Raw genomic sequence first — 25,196 nt, 5'->3', positions numbered from 1 at the left:
ACGTGTCCAAAATTTTACCCGCCAAATAAGGCTAATGGTTCCAATTGATCTTGCCTAAACACTTTTGATAAAGTTTTTTCAATAGCTGAGTAAAAAATATTTACACAGTAAATAATTGTAAGTTCCTTTGTACATAATGAATAAATTACTAGAATAAAAAATTTAGCCCCCACTAGCAAAGCTCGTAACAGCTTTTCCGTGTAATTGATAATAAAATCCCTTCTTTTTAAGAAGTGAATCATGGTTGCCTGATTCAATCATTTGCCCATTTTCAATAACGAAAATTTTATCCGCATTTTGAATCGTATTTAAACGGTGGGCAATTACAAAGCTCGTTCTCCCCTTCATTAATTCTTGCAATGCCTCTTGAATCTTCAATTCTGTCACCGTATCAATACTGCTTGTGGCCTCATCTAAAATGAGAATTGATGGGTTGGCAAGAAAGGCTCTCGCAATTGACAATAGCTGCTTTTGCCCTTGACTAATCCCACTTCCATCTTGATTCAAAACTGTATCATAGCCATCTGGCAGCCTCATAATAAACCAGTCTGCATTGGCTAGCTTGGCTGCTGCAACAATTTCTTCATCTGTTGCCTCCAGTCTCCCATAGCGAATATTTTCCCGAACCGTACCTTGAAATAAAAAGGTATCCTGCAAAACAAAGCCAAGATGTGAGCGCAAGCTTTCTTTTTTCATGTTTGCAATATCATGTCCATCAAGCAAAATACAACCGCTATCAAGCTCGTAAAATCTTGATAACAAATTGATGATCGTTGTTTTACCCGCTCCTGTCGGCCCCACAAAGGCTGCAGTCTCCCCAGCGTTTACAGTGAAATGAATGTTTTTGAGTGTATTCGCAGCGTCCTCATAGCCGAAACTTACATGTTGAAAGGCAACTTCGCCATTCACCGTATTTAATTCAATGAATTTTTTATTTCTTGTAAACTCTTCCTCTTCATCAAGAATTTCAAATACTCTTTCAGCACCAGCGATAGACGACAATAATGTGTTGAACTGATTGGCAAGATCATTGAGTGGACGAGTAAACTGACGTGCATATTCAGTAAAAATGACGATAACCCCAATAGAAATCATGCCCTTTAATGCAAATATCCCTCCAATTCCGGTAATAATCACAAAGCTTAAATTATTTAGGCCATTCATGAGCTTCGGGATAAAACCTGAATATGTTTGTGCCCAAAAACCCGCATTCTTCAGATGCTCCGCTTTTTCCAAAAATTCATCCATAACCTTTTTTTCCTGTGAAAATGTTTTAATAATTCTCTGTCCAGAAATGGATTCTTCAATAAAGCCATTTAATTCTCCAATATGCTTCTGTTGTTCTTTAAATAAAGGACCAGTTCGCTTCGTAATCCACTTCATGCCAATAAACATTAGCGGCACAATGATTAGCGTTAGCAATGTTAATGGCAGGCTTAGCCAGACCATCACAGAAACAGTCCCAATAAGTGTTAATAAACTAGAAAAAACTTGAATAAATGAGCTATTTAAAGTGGAACTGACATTTTCAATATCATTCGTAATTCTACTCATCAATTCCCCATGCTGCCGCTTATCGAAAAAAGGGATCGGCAGCTTATGGAGATGGTGAAAAAGTTTTGTTCTCATTGTAAAAACAGTGTTTTGTGCAATCCCGATCATCCAATAATTTTGTAGCCAAAGGGATAATGAGTGAAAGAGATAGATAAAGATTAATCCGATAAACAGCTTGAACAAACCAATATGATTCGTCGTGACAATATAGTTGTCAATTGTTTTTCCGACTAAGTATGGGCCTAGAAGTCCTAATGCCGAGCTAATAACAACCATGAATAGCACAAGAAATAAGAGTGCTTTTTCTGCTGCGAGAAAATACCAAATTCTTATTAACGTATTTTTAACATTGCTCGGTTTCCGCTTCGCTCCTTTCAGTTGTTGATTATTTTCTTTATTTAGCGACAACTTCGGATATTGAAACGGCTTTTTCCATTCATTAAGCATAAAAACGTTCACCATCCCCTGACTGAGATCGATAAATTTTCTTGTATAGGGCAGATGTTCGTAGTAGTTCCTCGTGTGTTCCTTGTGCTAATAAGGCACCATCCTCAAACAATAAAATTTGATCTGCTTTAACAGCCGTACTTAATTTTTGTGTGATAATGAGTGTTGTGCAGGCATATTCCTTTAATGCCTTGAGCAAGTTTGCCTCTGTTTTCACGTCAAGTGCACTCGTGCTATCGTCAAGGAGTAAGAGCTTTGGTTTTCTAACGAGTGCTCTTGCGATCGATAGTCTTTGTTTTTGCCCACCGGAAAGATTTACCCCTTTTTGGCCTAGATTTGTGTCTAACCCTCTTGGAAAAGAATTGATTGTTTCCTCAATTTGCGCGTTTTTGAGTGCCGCAACTATTTCCTCGATTGTTGCTTCTTCCTTGCCCCAGTAAATATTGTCTTTAATACTTCCCGAGAACAGCAAAGCTTCTTGCGGAACATAGCCGATATTCCTCCGAAGTGTCTCCATTTTCATTTTTCGAATATCCGTCCCATCAATCAGGATGCTCCCGTTCTCAATATCATAAAGACGAGGAATTAATTGTAAGAGTGTTGTCTTTCCTGAACCAGTTGCCCCAAGAATCGCGATTGTTTCACCAGGCATGACCGTAAAACTAATATTTGTTAACGCAGGTGAATCACTCCCAGGATATTGAAAGCTAACATGGTCAAAAACGATTTTTCCTTCATGGATTTTATTCTTTTCGTTTGCATCTTCTGCATCAATTAGTTCTATTTTCGTATCAAGAACTTCCACAATTCGATTTGAGGAGGCTCTTGCTCGGGAAAACACCATAATAATCATCGAAAAGACAGAAAATGCAGCCGTCATTCGCATCGCATAGTTGACAATGGCGACAACCTCTCCAATTTTTACTTGGCCGGTACCGACATGAATACTCCCAAACCAAAGAATAGCAAGAATACTAATGTTCATGATTAAGAGCAAAATTGGCATCGTTAATTCCATGATACGTAAAGCGTGAATCGTTTTGTCTCTTAGATATTCGTTTACTTTACCGAACCGTTTTTCTTCATGTTTTCTTCTGACAAACGCTTTAATTAGCCTAATTCCAGTTAAATTTTCCCTTAAAATATTATTAACACCATCTAATTTTTCTTGGACAATTTTAAAAAGCTTGCCTCCCTTATTCAATAACCAGAAGAGAAAAAGGAAAAGAAACGGTACGACCACTGCGAGAATAAGAGCCATTTTCACATTAACAATAAAGGCCATCACAAGCCCACCAATGATAAGCAATGGCGCCCTTAAGGCAATTCTTAAGCTCATAAAAACCGTATTTTGAATTTGCGTAATATCATTCGTCATTCTTGTAATGAGCGAGGATGCTGGAAATAAATTAAAGTTGGCAAAGGAAAAGGATTGTACTTTCGCAAATAACTTGCTCCGGACATCAAAGCCAAAGTTTTGGCCCACATGTGCAGAATAAAATGAATTGATAATCCCTGCCAAAAAAGCGATTGCCGAAAAGAGGAGCATCACCCCTCCCCATTTAAGGACAACACTAAGGTCTTTCACAAGAATCCCTTCATCAATGATCTTCGCCATTAAGAGTGGCTGCACTAATTCAACTGCAAGCTCCAATAACGTAAAAATGAGTGCGATCATTATCGCAACTTTATATGGTTTTAAAAATGGTGCTAGCTTTCGCATATGAGAATCCCCCGTCGGTGTTTTGCATACTAAACATTATAAGTATAGTGGAATGATTGAATATTTAAATTCCCCTATTTCACATTTTATTTCGAATCTCTAAATAAATTATGGTTCTATCATAAAACATATGGCGGAATTTTTGAATAATTTAGCTTAAGGGCGTAGAGGTAATGTCACAAAGTCCTTGATTTTGCTGCATTTTCATTTATATGCTGTATGCTTAAAATGGAGCGGGAAGAAAAAAGGAACCTTAGAAACCTTTATTTAAGTTCTAAGGATTTTCTTTCAAAATGATACCCATTTGACACTAATAATAACACCTGTAACTACTACCACTCAGTACTTCTTCAATACAATATAGTGCAATATCGTTGATATGATAGGTTTTCAGGAAATGTCAAAAGCTATAAAAACATGAAAATTGATATAAATTATGCCACGACTGTGCCACTGATTTTAATAAGTCACAAAGCTGGAATGATGAATCATTCAGGCTTTATTAATATACTTTTTTTAAATTTTTTTCTTATATACTAAAATAGCCACTGTAAAGGAAATTAACAATCCCAGTAGCTGAAATGATAATTTGTTCAGCTATTTAAACCTACTATTATTTTCTAGAGACTAATTAGCATTTTAGAAATATGAGAATAAGTAAATATCTTTAGAAATTCTAATGTCATTTGAATATGAAATACAACATCATTTATGCTGATCCACTATGGCGATACGCAACAAAACAAAGGGTATTCAGGCATTGGTTTTCTAAACTGATTGAATTTTTTAGTTGTAGCTCTAATTGCTATGGGAATATCACTTATATAAAGTGATGTGGTATAAACTTTATTTAATCAAATCACTGAAAACTAAATAATGATAAAATAGTAATAAAGGATGTGTTTAAATGGCAAGTTCTTATCTATCAAGTTATTTACCTAAAGAATTTATACCTAGGCATGAACTTCTTTTATATTACAATGACATAATAGTAGATATTTTAAGAAAAGCAGATGAATTTAATCTATCTCAAACCACTTTTAGTGTAAAGGAAGATATAAAGTTACCTGAGAAAGATGAAGATTTAATTGATTGGATGCTGGATAATGGATTTGAAAATGAAGCATATTCCTCATTAAAGGCTCATCTTTTCTTTAGCCTTTTGAGAGATTTTATTTTTTATATGCATGAATCATTTGATTGTTCTGAACGTGGGAAGGTTACAGTAGCTTATACAATATGTCGAAAACCAATAAAAGACACTCTTTTTTATCTTTGTTGGTTGCTGGTTGATGGACAAGAATTAATGAATAATTTAATGAAACAAAATCCTAGAGAATATGATGTTTCTTCAATAAGCGCAAGTAGAAAAAAAGACATATTAGAATGTTCAAACAAATTAGTTGGAAATGAGTTTGAGAAAGATATATTATACAACTTGATATATAAAAGGGACTGTGAATATGGTCTTTCAAGCATATGGGATCAATCTATTCATCTAGTTACAGGAAATAAAAACTATCCTACAGAAGCTGGTAATTTAAATTTTATTTTTGCTTATGATGAAATATGGCAAGAGTTTTGGAATATTTATTACCAAAAAATACCATTAATTATGAACTTTGCTATTGAAGTAATTATAAAGATTTTTGAATCAATCTTAAAGCCTGAAACAAGTATTATCACTTTTAATAAATATGTAAGGGAAATTAAATTGTTAAAAATGTCTCAAATTATTAGTGATGATTTTATCAATACTTTTAAAAGTGTGCTTGAACATATTAAAGTGACATGTGAAGAATGCTCTAATAGCTTTAATTTCAAAGGGACTGTATCTGAAGAATTCATAAATGACTACCTATACACCTGCCCACATTGTGGAAATGAAGAGAGAGTAGGAATATACATTTTTGATAAATCTAGCTAGTATGGGATAACATGAAATAATATTTAACTAGTAGTGAGTTTAATATACTTCTCTACTTTTTCCTTTTTAAAACAGAAAGGATTTGATTTTCATTTAGAATATGAGTGTTTAAATTACTAATTTAGACAAGTACAATGAGAATGAATTATTCGATATATGATTTATACGGCTATACATCATAATACACACTCCATTAACCCTAGTGCGACTGTGGAGGGTTTTAATATTTTTTGTTTTCCTATTTGAAGTAAAGCACACTGATAAGTATCAACGTGCCAGATTGTCGACAAAAGGGGTTCGGAATGATCTCATTCCGAACCCCTTTTGTCATCAATCTGCTCATTAGGTTTAATTGTATTTTTCATAAAATTTTTTTCAATAAGAGTCATTGAATAATCACGAAGTCTCTTCCGAGGTAACTCCTTCTGCACCCATAACAATTATGGAGATATAAACAATAAATAGGATGGATTCAAGCAGAGAAAGTATCTTTGCAATTTGAATTATATTTATAGCACCTTCATATTTGTCTTTATGATTTGCCATAATACTTTCATCATTGTGCAACTCCATATAATCAATATATTTAATACTTACATCACTTATATTGGTTCCAAAAAATGCATCTGAGCTATAATAAATAAAATCTATCGGCATTACTACTTGAGACCAACTCATTTCCTGATCAATCTTAAAGTTTTCTTGACCATACGGAAAATACATAGAGTATAGTGATTCGTAAAGCCCACCAAAATTTAAGATTACCGTAAATAAACTAAGTATTAAATAGGTGTGGAAATGTTTAACGATTTTTGTTTTTGCTTTCCATACGATAAATAGCCCAAGCACTACAGGTATTAAAAAAATAATAAATCTAATCCATAACAAGCAAATCCCAAAAATCACGCCAGGAGATCCTAAAAAATTAATTAGTGCAATAACATTGATACCTATAACATATATTATTGAAATTTTTTGGTACTTTAAATACTCTCTGATTAGAAAAAAGGATATGGATATTACGCCGAACAGTAAAAAAAGCGTATTAACATACCCAGCCAGAAGATATATTGGTTTTAAGGCTAATATATTCAATAATGAAAGCAACATTATCCCAGACAATTTTATCCATTCAGCTTTTATCCAACCGTATATTCTGTCTCGCATAGTTTTTTACCTCTCATCCTGCAATATCAAAAATAACCAGCCTCTCAAAAGTTCGCATACTCTTAGCCCTAAGTTCTACAGTCAGCCTATCATTTTCCGAAACCATCTCAGCTTTCCTTCGTTTTTACTTTAGGGAATGAGCTTTTAACTCTTTTAAGGGTAAATTCATACAAATATCATTGATGGATAATTGTTTCCTAGAAGAGCTGTCAAATACTATAGCTAAGGCTCTCAACAAATTCGATTTTCCAGCATTATTTTGTCCAGTCATTAAATCAACTGAGATTGAACTAAAGTTCTTATAACTTTGAATATTAATATTTGATATATACATTTTGTACTACCTCTATCCATTACTTTGTTACACCTCTTATTGCAAATATAGAATCATTTTGAATTCTTAATACCTATTATTATCATAATATAATATACAATTTAGAATAAACTTATCTCAAAATGAATTTGATCTATTTTCTTTTATCCTACACTATATATCAACCATTGATTAATGAATTCATACGATCTTCTTCGATTTTCAATTTCTCTAAGTCTTCATAATATCTTTCTTTGGTAATATTCATACAAGCAATTCTATTATCAAAACTTCTTGTAGCTATAGCTTTCTCATTATAAAACAAAGTAAAATCAAAGATTGTTGCTGAAAGTCCAGAACAAGCGGAACACCATTCTTTAATTTCCTTCGGGGGAAGATCAAGTTCTGTTTCTGCAAAATACCATTTTTCAATGAGTGGCACTAGCAAGTTCATTTCATCTATAAATTGTTGTTCAGTCTTTGTTCCGTTTAAAAATTCATTGTATATGGTAATGACTTTTTCGGCTAATGTAACAAGTTGACTGATAATCTCCTTAGTTTGGGATATAAGTGTTATTTCTTGGCCTGTATTTTCTTGCTGAAATATTTTTAAAGTTGTATAGTAGGAATGGAAATTAAAATGTATATCATCTATAATTTCGGACTTATCAGATAACCTATACCACCATTTTTTGTCTTGAGTTTCATCTATCCATGTTGTACGACATATATAATTTGAATTTGTCATATCAGTTTCATCTTTGCCGTAATAGCAAAATATAATATTAGCATTCATGCCTCCCCATTTGAATTCCTCCCGTTTACTACTGTATATTTCAACACTTTTTACTTTTTCAACTATTTCATAATTAATGGAAGAAATTTCTTTAAATGATAGAGGTCCTTTCAAAATTACTTTAACAGAGAATCTTTTTGCAATTGAGCTATGCGTTGGTTCTACTGCATAGATAATGAAATTGTCTGTTTTGTAATAGAATTCTTTTGTTTCATACGGGATATATGTCTCAACTGGGAATAATATTGTTCCGCCTATATTTGCTCTAAAAATAGGATCTTGCTTACAATTTGGATTATTCTTATTCCAAATATCAAGATAGAGAAAAAGTAATTTTTGTATGTCATACAAAGACTTGTTTCCGTTTTTTATTAAAAATTTATCTTTTAGAGCTTCACATAAGAAACTAGTAAATAAGCTTACTGGTTTAGCTGGATGTCCATAAGAATATTGGGTGGCATTACTTGAAGAAATAACTACATAACCTTTTCCAAAAAAATCAGCTATTTTTGTATCCATAGCGAGTCTAGCAGTTTCATCAACTTTGAAATTTCCAGACATACAACTATCCAAAATTATTATTTTATTTTTTGTAGGAATATTGTCAAACACTTTAATGATATCCTGTGTTCTTATTATGCCATCACTAAATAATAAATGATGGTCATAAGGTATATTTCCTCCATGTCCTGAAAAATAAAAGATAAAAGTATCATCAGTTTCTAAATTGAACATCGACAAATCAAGTGCACCAAGAAAATCTGATTTATTAACAAATCCATTAGTGCCTAAGGATATAATATTACTTTTTTCTACTAACAACCCCTCAACTAAGGCATTAGTTACAGCCTCAATATCATTTATGCAAAAAGGAAGATTAGATTGATTTATAACTGAATAATCACTTACCCCTATCACTAGTGCCTTTATGCCCATAATTTATCCTCCTGTTCCAATTTCTAACATTAATATTATAGCATTGAATTTTAGTTAAATAATATTGTTTTAGTAACAAATAGGCACTGATAGATTAGAAAATTTAACAAGAGTATTGAATGACTTTGTTCACTAGTTTAATCACATAAGAATTCGCGGGACACTTGGTTATGTAAGTCCGGTTGATTACAAACTTGAAAACCTAAAAAAAGTTGTCTAGTTTACTATTAGCCGATCCACATTTCTTAGTTGTGAAGTGTTTGTGGTAACACCGGAAGACTGGAGAAATCCCACTTACTAAAGCGATAAGCTACCAATTTCACAGGCAGCCCTTGGTGAGGATAATTAAGTTTAACCTTTTGGTAAAGAAAAAGTACTTGGTCAAGATATAAAAAAGGTGCAGTTTCTTAGATTCCTAAGTCTCTTCTACCAAGATTCATACAGTCTTAACATATTAATAATATATGTACCTTACCCCAATATTCTAATGTTTTTGAACAAATAAGCGACTGCTCATGAATGCAATCGCCTTCGGTAATATTTATCTCAATAACTTGTTAAGAGCACTTTCCCTTTAGACATTTTAGAAGCTTCAACAACCTCAATGGCCTTTTTAATATCTTAACAAGTCAAAGTGAGAATTTATGTTCATTAATTTTAATCTATTATTATTTAATAAAGTTATAATTTTGCTTGAAAGTTTTTTGCCACTTTTCTACTGTTATATTATTGTTCCAATTCCGTAAGTGAAACATATTAGCATTCACTTTAGCTTTATTTACAATATCAGCCCAGTATACTTGTACCCCTGATAAAAGACTAATAGTTAAAAAGTTCCCATTAAAAAGCCAAGTCGTTTCCAGATGAACCTCCAACGGAATCAATAGCAGCATCTGCTCCTTTTCCATTTGTTAATTCCATAACTGTTTTGTGGAGTGAAAAATTAGCAGTATCTATCACATAAGATGCACCTAAATGAAGTAAGTCTTCTGTATATTTATTATTTCTTGTCACTGCAATCAATCGAAAAACCTAAAATCTTCGATAATTGAGCAAAAATATGTCCGATAGCAGATCCATACGCATCAACCATTAAAACATCATTTAGAAACTAAAGGCCCTACTTCTTCTCTAATGCCTACTCCTTCATAACCCGGAATATTAGGCAAATAAATTCGGTGAGCATAAGCTCCTTTAATCGGTATTAAGTCAGATGGATTTATCGGGCGAGCTAACATACGTACAAGAACTTCATTGTCTTTTGGAGACGCTATACTTTTAAATTCCACTCTTAATACGTCTTCTGGCCGGCCAAATTCGTAAAATTTAATACATTTCGCATTCAAAATAATATGTCTCCTTAGAAGTTAGTTTTTAATTAATTTTATCAAACTAATCTCTACTAGTTCATAAATGCAACTAAAATTATACCGTTATATTAAATTCTTTAAACAAATGGTCCGACCCTCAATGGAATAAAGATTTATTTTCACATGTTAATAGTTCTTCCTTTGTTTTGCGTCCCAGAACCTTTGGCGTACTTAGGTTTTAATTTATGAAATTTAATCGATTACTTAAAAATTTAAAGTAACAAAAAATAATTCATACCGTCTATAAATATATACGGATTACTGGAGGGAAGTTCATGAAAAAATTCATTTATTTACTTCTTCTATTAAGCATTTCTTTATTCGGATGTATGGGTAAAGAAAGCTTAAATGAAGATCGATCCGATAAGGAACAAAGCCCAGCAGAAACAAATGAATCTGTTGAGGAATTCATCGTAAGCCTAGTCGAAAAATTTGGAAATAGGCTCCAAAACGTTTCTTTATTAGAACCTCAAACGGAATTGGAAAAAAGCATGAAAGAAAATTATGGCGGCATCGTTTCTCTAGAATTGATAGAGCAGTGGTTGAAAGATCCGCAAAATGCTCCAGGGAGACTTACATCCAGCCCATGGCCGGATCGTGTCGACATTACGGATATTCAGAAACAATCAGACAATAAATATTCAGTAAAAGGTGAAATTGTTGAAGTTACAAGTACTGGGGTTGCTGCTCGGAGACCGATTCAACTATTTGTGGAAAAGGTCGGGGAACAGTGGATAATTACTGATGTAAAAATCAATCAAGGTGAAAATGGGGATTCGATTGTCTATGAAAATGATCAATATGGCTTTCGCTTTAAGCTTCCGGTTAGCTGGCAAGATTATTCAATCATTGAAGACGAATGGGTTGGTGAAGTGAATGGCAAGGTGACCGAAAAAGGTCCAATACTATCAATCCGTCATCCTGAATGGACCAACGAGCAGCCACGCCAAGACATTCCGATCATGGTTTTTACCATTGAACAGTGGGAATCCATGCAGTCCGAAAACTTCCATATAGGTGCTGCTCCAATCGGACCGAAAGAATTGGCGCGAAATGAAAAGTATGTCTTTGCTTTGCCAGCCCGCTATAATTTTGCATTTTTACCTGGATATGAGGAAGTAGAAGAGATAGTAGAGCGAAATCCGATAGAAGTGCAGTTTTAGAAGAAACAACTTTAGAAATCAAAAGGCTGCCAATTCTACTGGCAGCCTTTGTTGAGGATAATTAAGTTTAACCTTTTATATGTTCCTTTAAATATCTGCCCGTAAACGAATGCTCCTCATTAATAATTTGTGAAGGTGTTCCCTCGAACACTACCTGACCGCCTTTGCTGCCTCCATCCGGACCCATATCAATAATCCAGTCCGCTTGACTGATCACATCGAGATTGTGCTCGATGACAATCACTGTATTGCCGGCATCCACAAGGCGATTCATGATCTCCAGAAGGTGACCGATGTCTGACATATGCAGGCCAGTCGTCGGCTCGTCCATCACATAGATGCTACCCTTCTTATGCAGCTCGCTCGCTAGCTTGATGCGCTGGCATTCCCCACCCGAGAGCGTACTGAGCGGCTGGCCAAGTGTAAGATAGTTTAGCCCTACATCACTCATTGCCTGAAGCTTCTTCACAACCTCTTTTTGCTGAAAAAAATCCAAAGCTTTCTCGACAGTCATCTCGAGCACATCTGCAATGGACTTGCCGTTCAGCTTGTACTCGAGCACCTCTTCCTTGAACCGTCTACCCCCACATACTTCGCATGGCAGCTTCACACTGTCAAGGTATGCAAGGTCAATATAAACAACGCCCAGTCCTTGACAGTTCTCGCAGGCTCCCTTGGAGTTGAAGCTGAACAAGCCAGGGCTAACTTTGTTCGCAGAAGCAAACGCCTTGCGTACATCATCCATTATGCCTGTGTAAGTTGCGGGATTCGAGCGAGTTGACACTCCAACTGCCGATTGATCAATGACGATCGCATCCGGATTCTTACTCAGGAACACTTCGTTAATTAGCGTACTCTTACCTGAGCCAGCGACACCTGTAACTAAGGTCAGCACTCCTGTAGGAATATCTACACTCACGTTCCGTAGGTTGTGCAGTGTAGCATCCTTGATAGATAGCTTGTTGGATGGCTGTCTGCAATCGTGCTTCAGCTGGAGCGGCTGTTTCATATGGGAGCCTGTCAGTGTATCTGCCTTAAGTAGACCTTGGAAGCTTCCTTCATACACAATGGTCCCACCTCGACTGCCTGCATGTGGCCCAACATCGACGATATGATCCGCCACCTTTATTACATCAGGATCATGCTCGACGACAATCACGGTATTACCCTTGTCGCGAAGCTTCTGAAGCAAACCATTTAATCGGTGTACATCACGGGGATGCAATCCAACGCTAGGTTCATCAAAGATATAGGTAACATCCACTAAACTACCGCTCAAGTGCTTTACCATTTTGACGCGCTGAGACTCACCACCAGATAATGTGTCCGTCTCACGCTCCAGCGTCAAGTAGTCAAGTCCGATATCCATCAGATGCAACAGTCGCTCCGTCAACGCCTTGACAATCGGTGCGGCAGCAGGATCGTTAATCTCCTGAATAACACTGATGAGCTGTCCAACCTCCATGGAGGACATTTCCGCAATATTGAGACCATTAATTTTACACCCCAGTGCGGCTTGACTGAGTCTTGCACCGTGACAGCTTGGGCAAAGGCCATCGGAAATATATGGAGCAACAGCTTTCTGTGTTCGCTCGGACTTCGTCTTCAAATCCTGCTTGATGTACTTGTTGGTGAACTTTTCAATGACACCTTCCATCGTTACATTCATTGCCTTACCAGCAAAATCCACCTTCACTTTCCTTGCCTTGCCATAAAGTAGCTGCTCTAACTCCTCATCCGAATATTCACTTAGCTTTTTATCGGGATCAAAGGGACCTGACTGCACAATCAACGACCAATCCCAGCTTTCCACCGAATAGCCCGGTAACATTAATGCTCCCTCATTCAACGATTTTGACATATCCAGTGCCTTACTCAGCTCCACACACATGCTGCGACCAATCCCGTTGCACTCCGGACACATGCCAAGCGGATCGTTAAACGAGAAACTTGATGCAGGTCCAACATAGGGCTGACCCACTCGCGAGAAGAGAAGACGGAGAAGTGGAGAAATATCGGTAATCGTGCCCATCGTGGAATGAGAACCACCACCTAAGCGTTTTTGGTCAACGATTACCGCCATACTAAGGTTTTCAATCGCGTCTGCATCTGGTTGCGGAACTCGCGGCAGAAAGGTGCGGACAAACGTGCTGAAATTTTCATTCAGCAGACGCTGAGATTCGGCGGCAATCGTGTCGAAAACGATTGACGATTTGCCAGAACCGGATACACCAGTAAAAATAGTGATTTTGCGCTTTGGAATACGTAAAGCTATATCTCTTAGGTTATTTTCCCTTGCGCCACGGATTTCTATATATTCTTGAGTCATAAAATTCTCCTTTACAATAATCTTTATTCCTATTCATAGCATTCATTAAACCATTTTAAACCTTCTGTTTTTTTTCACTTATTAATTCACCTATATAACTAATCATTTCTCGTGCATTACTCTCAGCCTCTGTCAGGGAAGACAACAACCAGTTTGCCGATTCTTCTGATCCTTTGGATAAAGACAGATCATTTATTTTGCCAATAGTTTTCAACTTTTTAAGCATTTTCCTTATACATTGTGTACTGTAGTTTTCCTGCCTCAAGGTTTTAATGACTCTAAATAACTTTATTTCATCCTCCCCATAAACACGATAACCATTTTTGCTTCTTGCTACTTCAATAAGACCATAACTCTCCCAGTTTATCATGACATTTTTTGATACCCCAAGTAGTTTTGCTGCTTCCTTCCTACTTAATGAAAGATTCTTTTCTTCCAGTGAATCACTTTTTAATATTTCCTGAATTACTTTCATAACCCTTAGTTCGCTATCCTTTTCATTTTGGATAAGAATCAAATACTCCCCACTAAGCTTTAATGCCTTTTGCAAATCCCCTTGTGCTGCACTTCTGATGATATTTTGAACTTTAAACCTCATATAGTATTTAATCTTTTCACTTCTTAATGCCATTCTTACCAGTTTCATCTGCTCTAGATGAGTTTCAGTGTAAACTCTGTAGCCATTTTTCTTTCTTTGAACAGGAGCTAAATAACCCCATTTCTCGTATAGCATAACAGTGTTTGGATGTATCCCCATTAGTCTGGCAATTTCAGAAGTACTATAGGTTCTCATCGAATCCCCCTCTATTATTACCTTAATGGTAACTATCATAATAGCACACTCTTTTAACCCTAGTGCGACAGTGGAGGGTTTTCATATTTTTTATTTTCCTATTAAAAGTGAAGCACACTGATAAGTATCAATGTGCTAGATATCAAAATGAAACAAGTGAATGGTATACCGGTTATTTAGTTTTTATTTTACCGAAAGCAATGCATCATAATATTTATCTTCTATAAAATAGTAGTCTTTTAGTCGTCCTTCTAACTCATACCCGTTCTTTGCAAGGATACGGGCAGAACCAATATTTGCATCCACTACACGGGCATGGAGCTTATGAAGATTGAGTGAATTTAATGCGAAATCACTCATTAGATTAACGCTCTCTCTGCCATAACCCTTGCCCCAATATTCTTTATGAAAAACATAGCCAATTTCTGCATGGTTTGCTTCATGGTCAAAATTAAAAATCATAGCGGTCCCAATAATTGCTTGGGTTGATTTTAGAACAATAGAGGCGTATAGATGAGTACCTGCTGACTCACGTTTTATCATTGTTTCAATGTGCTCACGAGTTTCATTCAAGGTACTCATTAAATTCCAGCCAATAAAACGTGAAACCTCCTCATCTGACGCATAATTATGTATCTCATTAACATCATTTGTACTTAGTGATTTAAAGCTGATATTTTCACCTTCCAATGAATGAAATAAACTTGTATTCATCTTTTCTCTCCTTCAACTATTAATTTCTATTGTCATATGGGTATGAAATAATTTAGTTCTACCTATATTTATGACTGCTTCGTCATGTAAGAATAATCATCAATAGTGTATCTGGTGGATAAAGGTTTTTTCAAGTCAAAACCTAAAGAAAGAGACTGGGACATAACTAGCTTCAAATAGTGAGAAAGGTGAATTTGAGGATTCTCAAATTCACCTTTCTCTATTTTTGCGTGTATATATTACTATAACCTTAGTTGTTGGCAGTGAATTTTCTTAAATTCACTGCCATTAACGCGAGGCCCATTTCGTTTTCCACCTTCGATTTTCCTCGTACAAAAAATCGAGCGAAACTCAAATTAGCCTTCAAGAATCCAAAAACTGGTTCCACATCGATTTTGCGTTTTCGATAGATGGCACTCGTTTTCTCTTCTGAAAGCTTCGTTCTTACATATTCTTTTTGTTGCTCCCACTTTTTATTCACCATTAATTTTCGATTATTACCTTCTTTTGCTTTTGTACATGATGAACGGAATGGGCATTCCGAACAGTCTTCACATTCATAGATGTTAAACTCTCGTTTGAAGCCTGTTTTATCCGTACGTACAGAATGATATTTATATACAAGGCGTTGCTGGTTCGGACAAGTGTATGCATCATTTACTTCATCATACTGCCAGTTATCTGGATTGAATTCGTTTTGTTTATATTTTTTCTTTTGCTCTTTCAATTACATGTTATACGTAATTAGCGCTTCTCGTTTACGATTTGAAAGGATATCATCATAATTTTGTTCACTCCAATAACCTGCATCTACGACAATGTGTTTCGGTAGCTCAAAATAACGTCGCTCGATCTCATCTAGGAACGGAATTAACGTATGTGTGTCTGTCGGATTTGAAAATAAACTATAGGCAAGTGCGTATTGTCCTTCTGTAGCGATTTGTACATTATAACCAGCTTTCAATTGACCGTTTTGCATATAATCATCTTTCATCCGCATAAATGTCGCATCATGGTCTGTTTTTGAATAACTATTGCGTGTACCAAAGATTTCAAAGTCTCGTTGATATTTCCATTTTCGTAAGACAAAATCAATCAACTGTTTTTGCACTTGTTTTGGGTATTTACGTTCACTTCTTAGAGTTTTTCGCTCTGGAATGTCTGATGATGCTTCAATTTGTTTATCATAATCGATTACGACATCGTTACTTTTTGAACCATTTGAGTGAGCTCATCCATTGATAACTGTTCATCGCTTTCACGTTCAAGTTCAGGGATGATTTCGTTCTTAAGGAGTTCATTGTATAGCTGGTTTGACTTTCAATTAAACTTTGATGATATTTCTCAATCGATTTCTTACAGACAAACGTAAATTTATTCGCATTTGCTTCAATTTTTATGCCATCAATAAAAATCGCTTCTTGGTCAATCAGATTTTCTTGTACTAACTGGCAGCGGAATTGAACGAAACATTGGCGGATTAATTCTTTTACTTCCGGTTGCACACGGAATCGGTTGATAGTTCGGTAGCTTGGTTCATACCCTTGAGCTAGCCACATCTACGGATACTGTCTTTTAATAGGGCTTCAATTTTGCGCCCTGAGAAGACTGATTGCGTGTAGGCACATAGGATAATTTTAAGCATCATGCGTGGATGATAGACAGGGCAGCCCTCATTTCGAAGAAATGGTTCAAAGGCTTCATGAGGGATACTTTCAACTAAATGATGAACATGGAGGGCAATATCATTTTTTTGTAATTTTACTTCTAAATCTAAAGGCAAAACGATTTGATTCATGTTATAATATTTAAACATAAGGACACTTCTTTCTGATTTGATTTTGTGTGGTAACTTAATTTTATCAGGAGTTGTCCTTATTTTATTACAAAAATAATCAAAGCCGGTGAAATTTTACTCGTCGTAAAATTTCACCGGCTTTTTCATCTTAGAGGTGGGTTTTGTCCCAGCCTCTATAAAGGCTTATGAAGAACAAAAACAAATCTTCCAATATATTATAAGTTTCATAGAACAACTAAATATATTTCTGAAATGTTGGCTGTACCCCTATTAAAAGCAAGCAATATACAAGTTTTACGAGAAAATACTTTTTTCGTCAAATTAGTATATTATTTTTTTGAAATAATTGACAATTACAGGAATTATATGGCATATTTTATAAAGAGCGAACATTATAATATGTTCCAATCAAATGAAGCAGGGATAAAGAGAGGAAATATCTATCTTTATCATACAAGTACAAGAGTTTATTATATTACAGGTTATAATGTAAACTCAGGATATTATCCAATTGCTCCCTAACTTATTGTCTAATGAAGAATGAAAGAACATAGTAATGCATCCAAACTTGGCGTTGCAACTTTACATGGAGTGGCGGACATGATTGCCATCGAAAGCAAAACCCGCCCTTGATATAGCTGACTTCTTGGTTTGAACAAGGAGGAGTTATTTTGAATATTATCAATGACTTTAATGATGATAGTTTTAATGGTTGGTATGTATTTTGTGCAGTTTTTTCTTTAATTACCTTTAAAAAGGTTAAGAAAATAGAACAAAAGAAATATTCAATAAATAAATCGTCTGAATTGAATATCCATTCTCCAAATAATGTGAGCAATTCTTTAATAAGAATTTACCCTTGTGTTATGTATAATATGACTTTTATGATTAATTAGAATTTTAAAGAATAGAAAATAAATCAGTAGATGGAGAGTATAGAATGAGTGAGTTGATTTTTACATCTTTTACAATTCACACGTACATAGATAGTGAAGGGGTGAGTAATCACTTTAACCCCCAGGTTATAACAAGAAATTTACAAGTAACTCCATTCAGTACACAATCGTATAATCCTAATGGCTACCTAAGAACAGGCATTATAGATAACCCCTATTGTTCATCTTGGATTTATAGGAATGGAGGATACTATGAATCAAGTTACAATGAGATTTTAGAGATGTTTGTGTTAGAGGAATTATTTATGCAAATGAGAAATTCCTTATTTACACCAGAAAAAAAGTTTTTCCTAAAGAAAATCATAGAAGAGTATGATGCGCATTGTTATTTAGATGTTTACACCTTTAATGTGGGGGATTATATAAAAACAGTAACAATCCCAGCTGATTTAATAGCTGCTATAACTAACTTGAATGTCGACATTTCAATTCGTACACATAGTAAAAATTTACCACATTATAAAGCGTACCAGTATAATAGGTTATTTGAATTTTAATTAAAGTATTTTCGTAATTAGGGGCCGTCATCAGACGGTCTATTTTTTTATGACATTCTGAACGATCACAAGGTCGATAATTCCTTAAGAAGGGGTAGCGTCAGGAAAATACTTTTATCTTAACTAGTTAAAAACGTACTATTCATAGGAAAAAAAGTAAAGAAAGCCATCAATTAATGAACATCCTTTCTCATATTGTTATGTAAGGACTATAACCTAAAGAAAAAACGAACCTTAATAAGGTTCGTCTCATCTAGCTATTCAAACTTCCTTTTAACCAGACGCGGGGAAGGTATGGACCGACTGGGATTTGTATTAGGCTTGTTTTTTCTTGCGAATTGACTCCGTAAAGTTCATCACTTTGGTTTGAGTCGAATCCCAATAGTGGGTGTCCTCCCATCTCTAGAGCACATGCAACCAAGAGCAGCCTTTGCAGAAGTATACCCGCTTCCATCTGTTGAATTCTGTATCCTCTATAGCCCAGTTCCTTTTTGAGGTGGTCCTTGTCTCCAACAACATGTAGAGAGAGCGGAACCTGAAACAGATTTACAAAGGGCATTGTTAAACCATTTTGCATATACTCGCGGAAATCCCCCTTACATATTCTCCGAAGTGCATGAGCACTTTTATCATAGGCGTAAGCACCATCTTGAACACTTTCCACATTATAAAAAGTGCCATACAAATTTAAACCTGTATCAAGATTCCCCTGTGTATTGTTAAGGTCTTTTTGATATGAAAATGAAAAAGTCTCTTTTAACAAAGTAGATACTTTTGTTAGACTGACTTTCCCTATTATAAAATCATTATCAGGAGAGTGCCGCTCTCTGCAGATGGATGCCAGATCGTAAGAAATTTCTTCAGTAAATGGCAGCATGATTAACTCTGTACTTAATGCATTGTTAAGAGGATCATCTTTTTTTATGTTCACAAATGAATCTGTTGTTTCCAACAGCGAGGCTTTATTGATCTCTTTCAGCACTGGGTAATCAATGACTCTCTTTGAACGGTTATATGTTATATGCTGGAGCACTGGAACTTCCCGGGACAATTCCGTTGCAGAAATATTTTTTTCTAGATTAAATTGGTCCACATTATAAATAGATAATGGAATTACAGCGTATACACTTTCATCCTGTTCAGATAGCCCAAGCAAATGATTAATAGAACGATCTAGAAATTGGTAACAGACCCGTGTTGAGAACCCCATCCTATCCGCCACTTCCAACGATTGCCCAATTAGTGCGCCTGCATCTAACCCTTGTAACCTGTAAGAGAAATTACTGTATTTATAGAAATTTTTCCAAAAAACCGTCGATACAAAAACAGTACAAAAACAGTCTGAAAGATTATAACGATTTCCAAGACTTCTGGATAAATAGGAATCATAGTTGCCTTCTCGCAAGCATAAAAGGCGATGATGTGCAACATCGTAGTGGTAAACTCCCTCTGGTACATCCTCCAACTTTAAGTACACATATAATTCATTGGGATATAACGCGCCACCAGAGGGAACAAATCTGCGAAAAAACTGAGCGTAGCTTATATCAGCTTTTTCCTCGGTGCCCTCAATGAAAGCAGATTGAGCGTATCGAGTAAGACCATATACATACCATAAATAATAACCAACCTCCTCCAGGCAGGGGATTGAATTTGCTTCTCTCCCTTTGAGAGTTAACGGTACATCTGCGGTAAGTGGAATCTCTGGTAAGCCACGGTATAGTTTATAGGGAAGTGGAGCGTCTTCCCAATCCGGTTGCCAATCCGCCGGAAGAAGTTTATCAGTGTCAAAATGCAGATTGTATAGGAATGTATCTATTTCCAACCTGAAACCCTCCTACTCTTGCAGTTATGGAAAAGGGTGGGGATATGGGTTCAACTGTTCATATGTTAACGGGTTCTTTTTAAACCCAAGTTTCACAGGTACGTTTAGTACCCGATCAAGACCTTTTATTCGTGTAAGGTGATGTCCAAAAGTCATTGGCAGCATCCCAGGAATCAATACTTTTACACAAAATAAACCATTCCTTTTGATGATAGGTGATGTTTGGTCAACCACAATAACTTCCAAGTCTAACCTTCGGAACCTATTTAGAAGATCCTCAACATCATCCTTCAAATCAGCATTCACTGGCGGACATTTAAATTCCTCATCAAATGTACGAAAAGGACGATTTTCATCCAATAAAAAGCTCAAGTTTTCCTCTGCTTCTTTTAGTCCGTAAAGCATGCCATGGTCCACCATCGTACGCACAGCAAACGGATCCTGTAACATTGCTTCATATTTCTGTCGATTTTTCTCCAATATTTCATCATGTCTAAACATCATTCCTGCAAGCTCGTAAATTGCACTTTTTACTGCCTTTACAGGATCAGGATTCGCTGCGCCTGCACAAATGATGTTTGCACCCTCAGATCTTCTGTTTTTTGCCACTGCCCAAACGCTCGGAATCTCATGTTCCATTGTCGCATTGTAAAAATGCAGGTCATAACCAGCGACTTCACGAATCCGGTTAACCATCAACTGCAATTCTTTATCGTTCGCAGAACTAAGGTCAAGAGGGGCAAGGGGGAGTTGTGCATACCAGGTTAATAAGAAGGAGTCGCGCTCGACGACCTCCATAATGGCATGGAAAATGGCCTCTTCTAAACTCCCTCCTAAAGCACAACCGTTGGAAGTCTCATAAACAAATCCTTCTCCATATCCCAAACTGTAATAGGCAAGCAACTCCGGAACTAGAATAGGGCGTTCTTGTAAAAATGAATATCCCCAGACCCAATTCATTGGTATATCAGGATGAAATGGTTGAAATGGAAAATTGGGCTTTGCATACTGTTCCTCCTCATGCAAACCTACCTTTGCAGGATTTAGTGCTTTATCCGCCAAATTTTGATAACTATCACGAACCACCTTTCTTTTGCCGCGGGGTTCGATTCCACAATATCTCTCCAAACCCTCTAAAACGGCAGTTAGCTCACTCATTTCATAGGAATTAGACCTACCTGCTACTCCCTCGTCCCCATCAAACAACGGCATATTCACTAAAACATCAGCGAACGGCAGGCTGAAATCCTGCATTTTCCCATTCATGATCCCAGTACGATAATCCAGATAATCTTGGACTAACACGTTTTTTAATTCATCCATCGAACGGCATCGGTAACTAGAAGGCTCCAATTTAGGACTAGCTTCTAACGTGATTTTCGCTAATTCAGCTGTGTCAGTAGGTAATGGACTGCACATTGGGCACAACGGATCTGGCAAGAAAAAGTGGCTGGAGATCGTTAACGTTTTCAGGTTTGTTATGAACACCCGTTCTCTTAAACAGCTTTGTTCTCCTTGAATGATCTTCATCACTTCGTTGCTAATCAAGATCGCCATTTGCGATAGCCCGGTTCGTGAGGCCCATGCATCACGCAGTAAACCTTCTCCTGTTGCCCTTTTCACCCGAAGCCCCCACATTTCTTGGCGATCTGGTCCAGCTAACATAAGTCTTATGTCAGCACAGTAAGAACATCCAGGTACATCAGGACGTACAAATGGACCAATGATTCCCTCACCAAACGAAACGAAAGCCCGAAGCCACGGAATGCCTAAGACTCTTAACCTTTCTTCTGCTGTTTGATGAACGGATGGTTTCCAGGTATCGTGCAGCACAAGAACTAATTCTGTATTTTCGGGAACCCCTTCAAGAATGCTTTGGCGTCTAACAAGATAGTTTGGGGACAATTGATCATAGACATATTCCGCTAATAAACCCTCACCATCTATAAGTATATAAGCAGTCATTAGGATCCCCCCTCTTGAACCTGAACACCAAACACCCCTGCCAGCTCTTGTTTTAAAAACGGCTCAAAGGCTAAGTCATAGATTACTAGCCGCATGCGGTTCCGGTTCAAAACCTGAATTGACGATTGTAATAACTCCTGAGAAGTCATTTCATCACAAGATGGGATATCCAGATTGCTTTCGTTTCTTCCTAGAAAAACAGTTGACTCCATCTCTTGCTTTCCTGGGGAAATCACTTGGTTTTGAGCATCCAAAAGTGCTTGTTCCAATGCATCTCGTAATGCCAATGTTGTATTTAATCCTACGCTTTTATGCCAACGGCTATTCGACCTTACCCATACCACTGGGAACCCTAGTACATCCTCTTTTAGACCAATTGTTGGAGCACCATTTAAGGTGGTCAGGGCATTTAAATAAAATCTGCATCGCTTATCATCTAAGGCTCCCAGCTTCATACGATAAACCGTACTCTGCTGATCGACCTCTCTTTGCTTCAATTCTTCAGCTAAATATTCTTGAAGGCCTCTACAAACAGACTCTGCGATTGTTTCTCCAGCACCAATTCCTATAAATTCCTCAGGTATATTCGAACTTATCATTTGTGAAACATACATTTCAATCCCCGTCAGCCCGGCCTCTTTTTTTGCTTCCTCATGTGATAGTCCTGCACAGACAACTTCAGGAAGCAGCTCTGCCGGTCCCTCTGAAAAGGGGTTAACTGCTTGAACATAGCACTGTGCAAGTGGAAGTTGGGGTAAATTTCGTTCCTCCCATGTATGGAAAATTCCTATTTCTTCTGACGTTAGTCGACTGAAATACTCTAAGAGATTACCCGATGATTCATTTCTGTCCCTTTCCTGTTTGAGGCATAAATCAAAATCTTCCACCAGTCTTAGAGTGAGAATATCACGTTTAGCCGTACCCAATGGATGCGGAATGAAGTCAAGCCAGTATCCTTCCAGGGTTTCAAGATCAAGCATGTAAATTTGATGATTTCCATTGGAATCTGCAATCCCTGTAGCCCTTTTGAAAAATTCGAATACAGAAACATTTGCCAGAATCGATCCGGCTGTTGAATAAAAGGATTGAGGCTGCCGATCTTTTTTTAATGCTGAGTGATGGATACGGCGCCATGCCGACTCCCAACTTCCATCTGTATCCGGGTGATTAAATGGACCAGATAGCCCCACCTGGTCTAAATAGATGGATGGCATAAATGCCTTCTTTTCTTCTTTGCAAACCAGATTAAGGTCCCTAAGCTCATTTATATTGCCATCCTGCGAGACGTATAGAATCCAATCATAAGGCTGAACGGCTTCTCTCCAGAAACTGCTCCCCGCGTCTTTATGAAAGGGCACTTCCTTTATCTCGACTTCGGAATCAGTGTTTCGGGCATTTTTCACAAGTTCATTAAGCCTCTGCCAATTAGTTGGAATGGAATCTGTGACCATGACATTTAATTTGGGCAGACCTGATTCGATTAACGCGAAAACCAATGAAACCATAAAGGGGCCAGACCCAACAGCCAGAACGTTCGCCTGACGATATTCTTGAAAATGACACGCACCAGATTCCATAAAATTCTCTATAAATTCGATTTGTGAAGCATACTTTTCAAGAATGTTTCGATTCAATTGATGGGGATCCTCTTTGCTCAGATCCCGAACAAAACCGTTGTTGTGCAACGTTTCTCCAATTTCGTACACCCTGTCCCGATAAGGGGCAGTTAAGCCATTAGTTAATTCGTCCATTGTTTGCTCTCCATTGAACATAGGAAGCAATCTTTCAATCCACTGATAGATGGTATTGCCTTCCATACGGAATGAGCTTAAGTTGTTTCTAAAATACACACCACCATTTGGATCTGGAAGAAAGAAAGTATCCCTTTTGACCTTCAGACGTGAGGACGAGTCCAGTTTTTTCATTCAGCTCCTCCTTATTTTTCATCGTACAAATTATGCACTATCAGTTTATGTACGATTTTTTGTCCAATATGATAAAAAGAAAAGCGGAAGCATCCTGTTTATCGGTCAAAGTTAAATATTTTCTTTAAATTTAAGAAGTGCCCCTGCAACAAATTACACAGGGGCATTTTTGATTCACAAAATTAATTTTTTCTTTAGGAAATTACCCGCGCGCCAAACAGCTCAAACCAAAACAATATAGTGAAACTTCAATCAGGCCTTTACGGGCTGTTGTTCTCCCACTTAGAAATTTTTGTTTTACCCAACTTCTTGAAGTGGAGTCTTATATCCCGTTAATCTGCGATTAAATAAAACCGAAACCGAAACAGCCAAAACCGAGACCAAAGCCGAAACAACCAAAACCGAAGCAGCCACCACAACGAAATCCTCCACAACGGAAACCACAGCCACCGCAACGGAATCCTCCACAGCCGCCGCAACGGAATCCACAGCCTCCACAACGCCTGCTCATCATATCCAAATCCTGGCTCTGAAAATCCATAGGAACTAGCTGACCAACTTGATAAGGGTCGATTCCCAACCCTTGTAACTCATTATAATACATATTGCATTCTTCCTCCCCATTGTATTTTTTTATTTGGATTAAACTTGAATAGAGAGTGGAAAAGTAAAGCCTGTTCTGTGTAAACGAAATCATTAATTACGATGTGTACTCTCTTCAACAAAATATGCTTTTCTTAGGTCTCTGTTACTAATCAAAGAGCCTATTTCGCATCGAAGTATTTTAAAGTGTTGTAAAAATAAAGTGAAATCTCAATCAGTGGGGGTTTTTCGACGCACAGGACGTGCTAGTGCAGACGTTGCGACAGGATAAGGAAAGCTACGTCAGCGATACATCGCACGACTAATACGGATGTTTTAGGAGGACGTCGCGTACTTAGTCTGCCTTCATCCCCCGCTGATTGTTAGTCACGCTGAGCCTGATTGAATTTTTGTTT

At 36.8% G+C, this 25,196-nt stretch carries 16 protein-coding genes and 2 pseudogenes; 4 read left to right on the top strand and 14 right to left on the bottom strand.

The features are described from left to right. Positions 1–162: 162 nt before the first annotated feature. Together KDN24_RS06565 and KDN24_RS06560 are read right to left on the bottom strand one after the other, a co-directional pair. The gene (locus tag KDN24_RS06565; RefSeq protein ID WP_491348356.1) at positions 163–2,001 is read right to left on the bottom strand and encodes an ABC transporter ATP-binding protein; all 1,839 of its coding nucleotides are present in this window, start codon (positions 1,999–2,001) and stop codon (positions 163–165) included. Then, the gene (locus KDN24_RS06560; RefSeq protein WP_409972110.1) at positions 1,994–3,724 is read right to left on the bottom strand and encodes an ABC transporter ATP-binding protein; all 1,731 of its coding nucleotides are present in this window, start codon (positions 3,722–3,724) and stop codon (positions 1,994–1,996) included. The genes KDN24_RS06565 and KDN24_RS06560 overlap by 8 nt, the downstream gene beginning before the upstream one ends. A gap of 907 nt (positions 3,725–4,631) precedes the next feature. Between KDN24_RS06560 and KDN24_RS06555 the strand changes: the two genes are divergently transcribed. Next, positions 4,632–5,651, top strand: coding sequence for a hypothetical protein (locus KDN24_RS06555; protein ID WP_409972111.1), 1,020 nt, complete (start codon positions 4,632–4,634; stop codon positions 5,649–5,651). 396 nt (positions 5,652–6,047) lie between these two features. Here KDN24_RS06555 and KDN24_RS06550 read toward each other — a convergent pair whose 3' ends face one another. The 4 genes and pseudogenes from KDN24_RS06550 to KDN24_RS06535 all read right to left on the bottom strand — a co-directional run bounded on the left by KDN24_RS06550 (position 6,048) and on the right by KDN24_RS06535 (position 10,209). Then, positions 6,048–6,818 carry a hypothetical protein gene (locus tag KDN24_RS06550; protein ID WP_409972112.1) on the bottom strand — a complete coding sequence of 257 codons (771 nt, stop codon included), beginning with the start codon at positions 6,816–6,818 and terminating at the stop codon, positions 6,048–6,050. A gap of 124 nt (positions 6,819–6,942) precedes the next feature. Further along, positions 6,943–7,152 (bottom strand): AAA family ATPase, encoded by a 210-nt coding sequence (locus tag KDN24_RS06545; protein ID WP_409972113.1) that lies wholly within the window; start codon positions 7,150–7,152, stop codon positions 6,943–6,945. 160 nt (positions 7,153–7,312) lie between these two features. Further along, entirely contained in the window at positions 7,313–8,863 is a 1,551-nt protein-coding gene (locus tag KDN24_RS06540) for a caspase family protein (RefSeq protein WP_409972114.1), read from the bottom strand. A 546-nt stretch (positions 8,864–9,409) separates the two neighbouring features. Next, positions 9,410–10,209 (bottom strand): annotated as a pseudogene (locus KDN24_RS06535) (zinc-dependent alcohol dehydrogenase family protein). A gap of 299 nt (positions 10,210–10,508) precedes the next feature. Between KDN24_RS06535 and KDN24_RS06530 the strand changes: the two are divergent. After that, on the top strand, positions 10,509–11,396 hold the full coding sequence (locus KDN24_RS06530; protein ID WP_409972115.1) for a hypothetical protein: 888 nt from the start codon (positions 10,509–10,511) through the stop codon (positions 11,394–11,396). A gap of 67 nt (positions 11,397–11,463) precedes the next feature. On the opposite strand, the gene KDN24_RS06525 is transcribed toward KDN24_RS06530, so the two are convergent. The 4 genes and pseudogenes from KDN24_RS06525 to KDN24_RS06510 all read right to left on the bottom strand — a co-directional run. Continuing rightward, on the bottom strand, positions 11,464–13,725 hold the full coding sequence (locus KDN24_RS06525) for an ATP-binding cassette domain-containing protein (protein ID WP_409972116.1): 2,262 nt from the start codon (positions 13,723–13,725) through the stop codon (positions 11,464–11,466). A gap of 55 nt (positions 13,726–13,780) precedes the next feature. Then, on the bottom strand, positions 13,781–14,518 hold the full coding sequence (locus KDN24_RS06520; RefSeq protein WP_491348355.1) for a MerR family transcriptional regulator: 738 nt from the start codon (positions 14,516–14,518) through the stop codon (positions 13,781–13,783). Between the two features lie 183 nt (positions 14,519–14,701). Further along, positions 14,702–15,232 carry a GNAT family N-acetyltransferase gene (locus KDN24_RS06515; RefSeq protein WP_409972118.1) on the bottom strand — a complete coding sequence of 177 codons (531 nt, stop codon included), beginning with the start codon at positions 15,230–15,232 and terminating at the stop codon, positions 14,702–14,704. A gap of 253 nt (positions 15,233–15,485) precedes the next feature. Further along, positions 15,486–17,048: pseudogene (locus KDN24_RS06510) on the bottom strand (IS1182 family transposase); the annotation flags it as partial. Between the two features lie 653 nt (positions 17,049–17,701). On the opposite strand from KDN24_RS06510, the gene KDN24_RS06505 reads away from it, so the two are divergent. Both KDN24_RS06505 and KDN24_RS06500 read left to right on the top strand, forming a co-directional pair. Then, positions 17,702–17,926, top strand: a complete 225-nt coding sequence (locus tag KDN24_RS06505) for a hypothetical protein (RefSeq protein WP_409972120.1) — start codon at positions 17,702–17,704, stop codon at positions 17,924–17,926. Positions 17,927–17,970: 44 nt separating this feature from the next. Further along, on the top strand, positions 17,971–18,483 hold the full coding sequence (locus KDN24_RS06500; RefSeq protein ID WP_409972121.1) for a DUF4279 domain-containing protein: 513 nt from the start codon (positions 17,971–17,973) through the stop codon (positions 18,481–18,483). A gap of 253 nt (positions 18,484–18,736) precedes the next feature. On the opposite strand, the gene KDN24_RS06495 is transcribed toward KDN24_RS06500, so the two are convergent. From KDN24_RS06495 to KDN24_RS06480, 4 genes are all read right to left on the bottom strand, one after another. Further along, positions 18,737–20,308, bottom strand: a complete 1,572-nt coding sequence (locus tag KDN24_RS06495) for a SagB family peptide dehydrogenase (protein WP_409972122.1) — start codon at positions 20,306–20,308, stop codon at positions 18,737–18,739. Between the two features lie 24 nt (positions 20,309–20,332). Then, entirely contained in the window at positions 20,333–22,273 is a 1,941-nt protein-coding gene (locus KDN24_RS06490; protein WP_409972123.1) for a TOMM precursor leader peptide-binding protein, read from the bottom strand. Next, positions 22,273–24,198 (bottom strand): putative thiazole-containing bacteriocin maturation protein, encoded by a 1,926-nt coding sequence (locus tag KDN24_RS06485; RefSeq protein WP_409972124.1) that lies wholly within the window; start codon positions 24,196–24,198, stop codon positions 22,273–22,275. Before KDN24_RS06485 ends, KDN24_RS06490 begins: the two co-directional genes overlap by 1 nt. Positions 24,199–24,541: 343 nt before the next feature. After that, a complete protein-coding gene (locus KDN24_RS06480) occupies positions 24,542–24,802 on the bottom strand; it encodes a heterocycloanthracin/sonorensin family bacteriocin (protein ID WP_491348470.1) in 261 nt (86 codons plus the stop codon). Positions 24,803–25,196 lie beyond the last annotated feature (394 nt).

The sequence above is a fragment of the Cytobacillus sp. Bva_UNVM-123 genome (assembly GCF_046351715.2).
Taxonomy (GTDB): domain Bacteria; phylum Bacillota; class Bacilli; order Bacillales; family Cytobacillaceae; genus Cytobacillus.
This window is presented reverse-complemented; position numbering and strand designations above follow the sequence as displayed.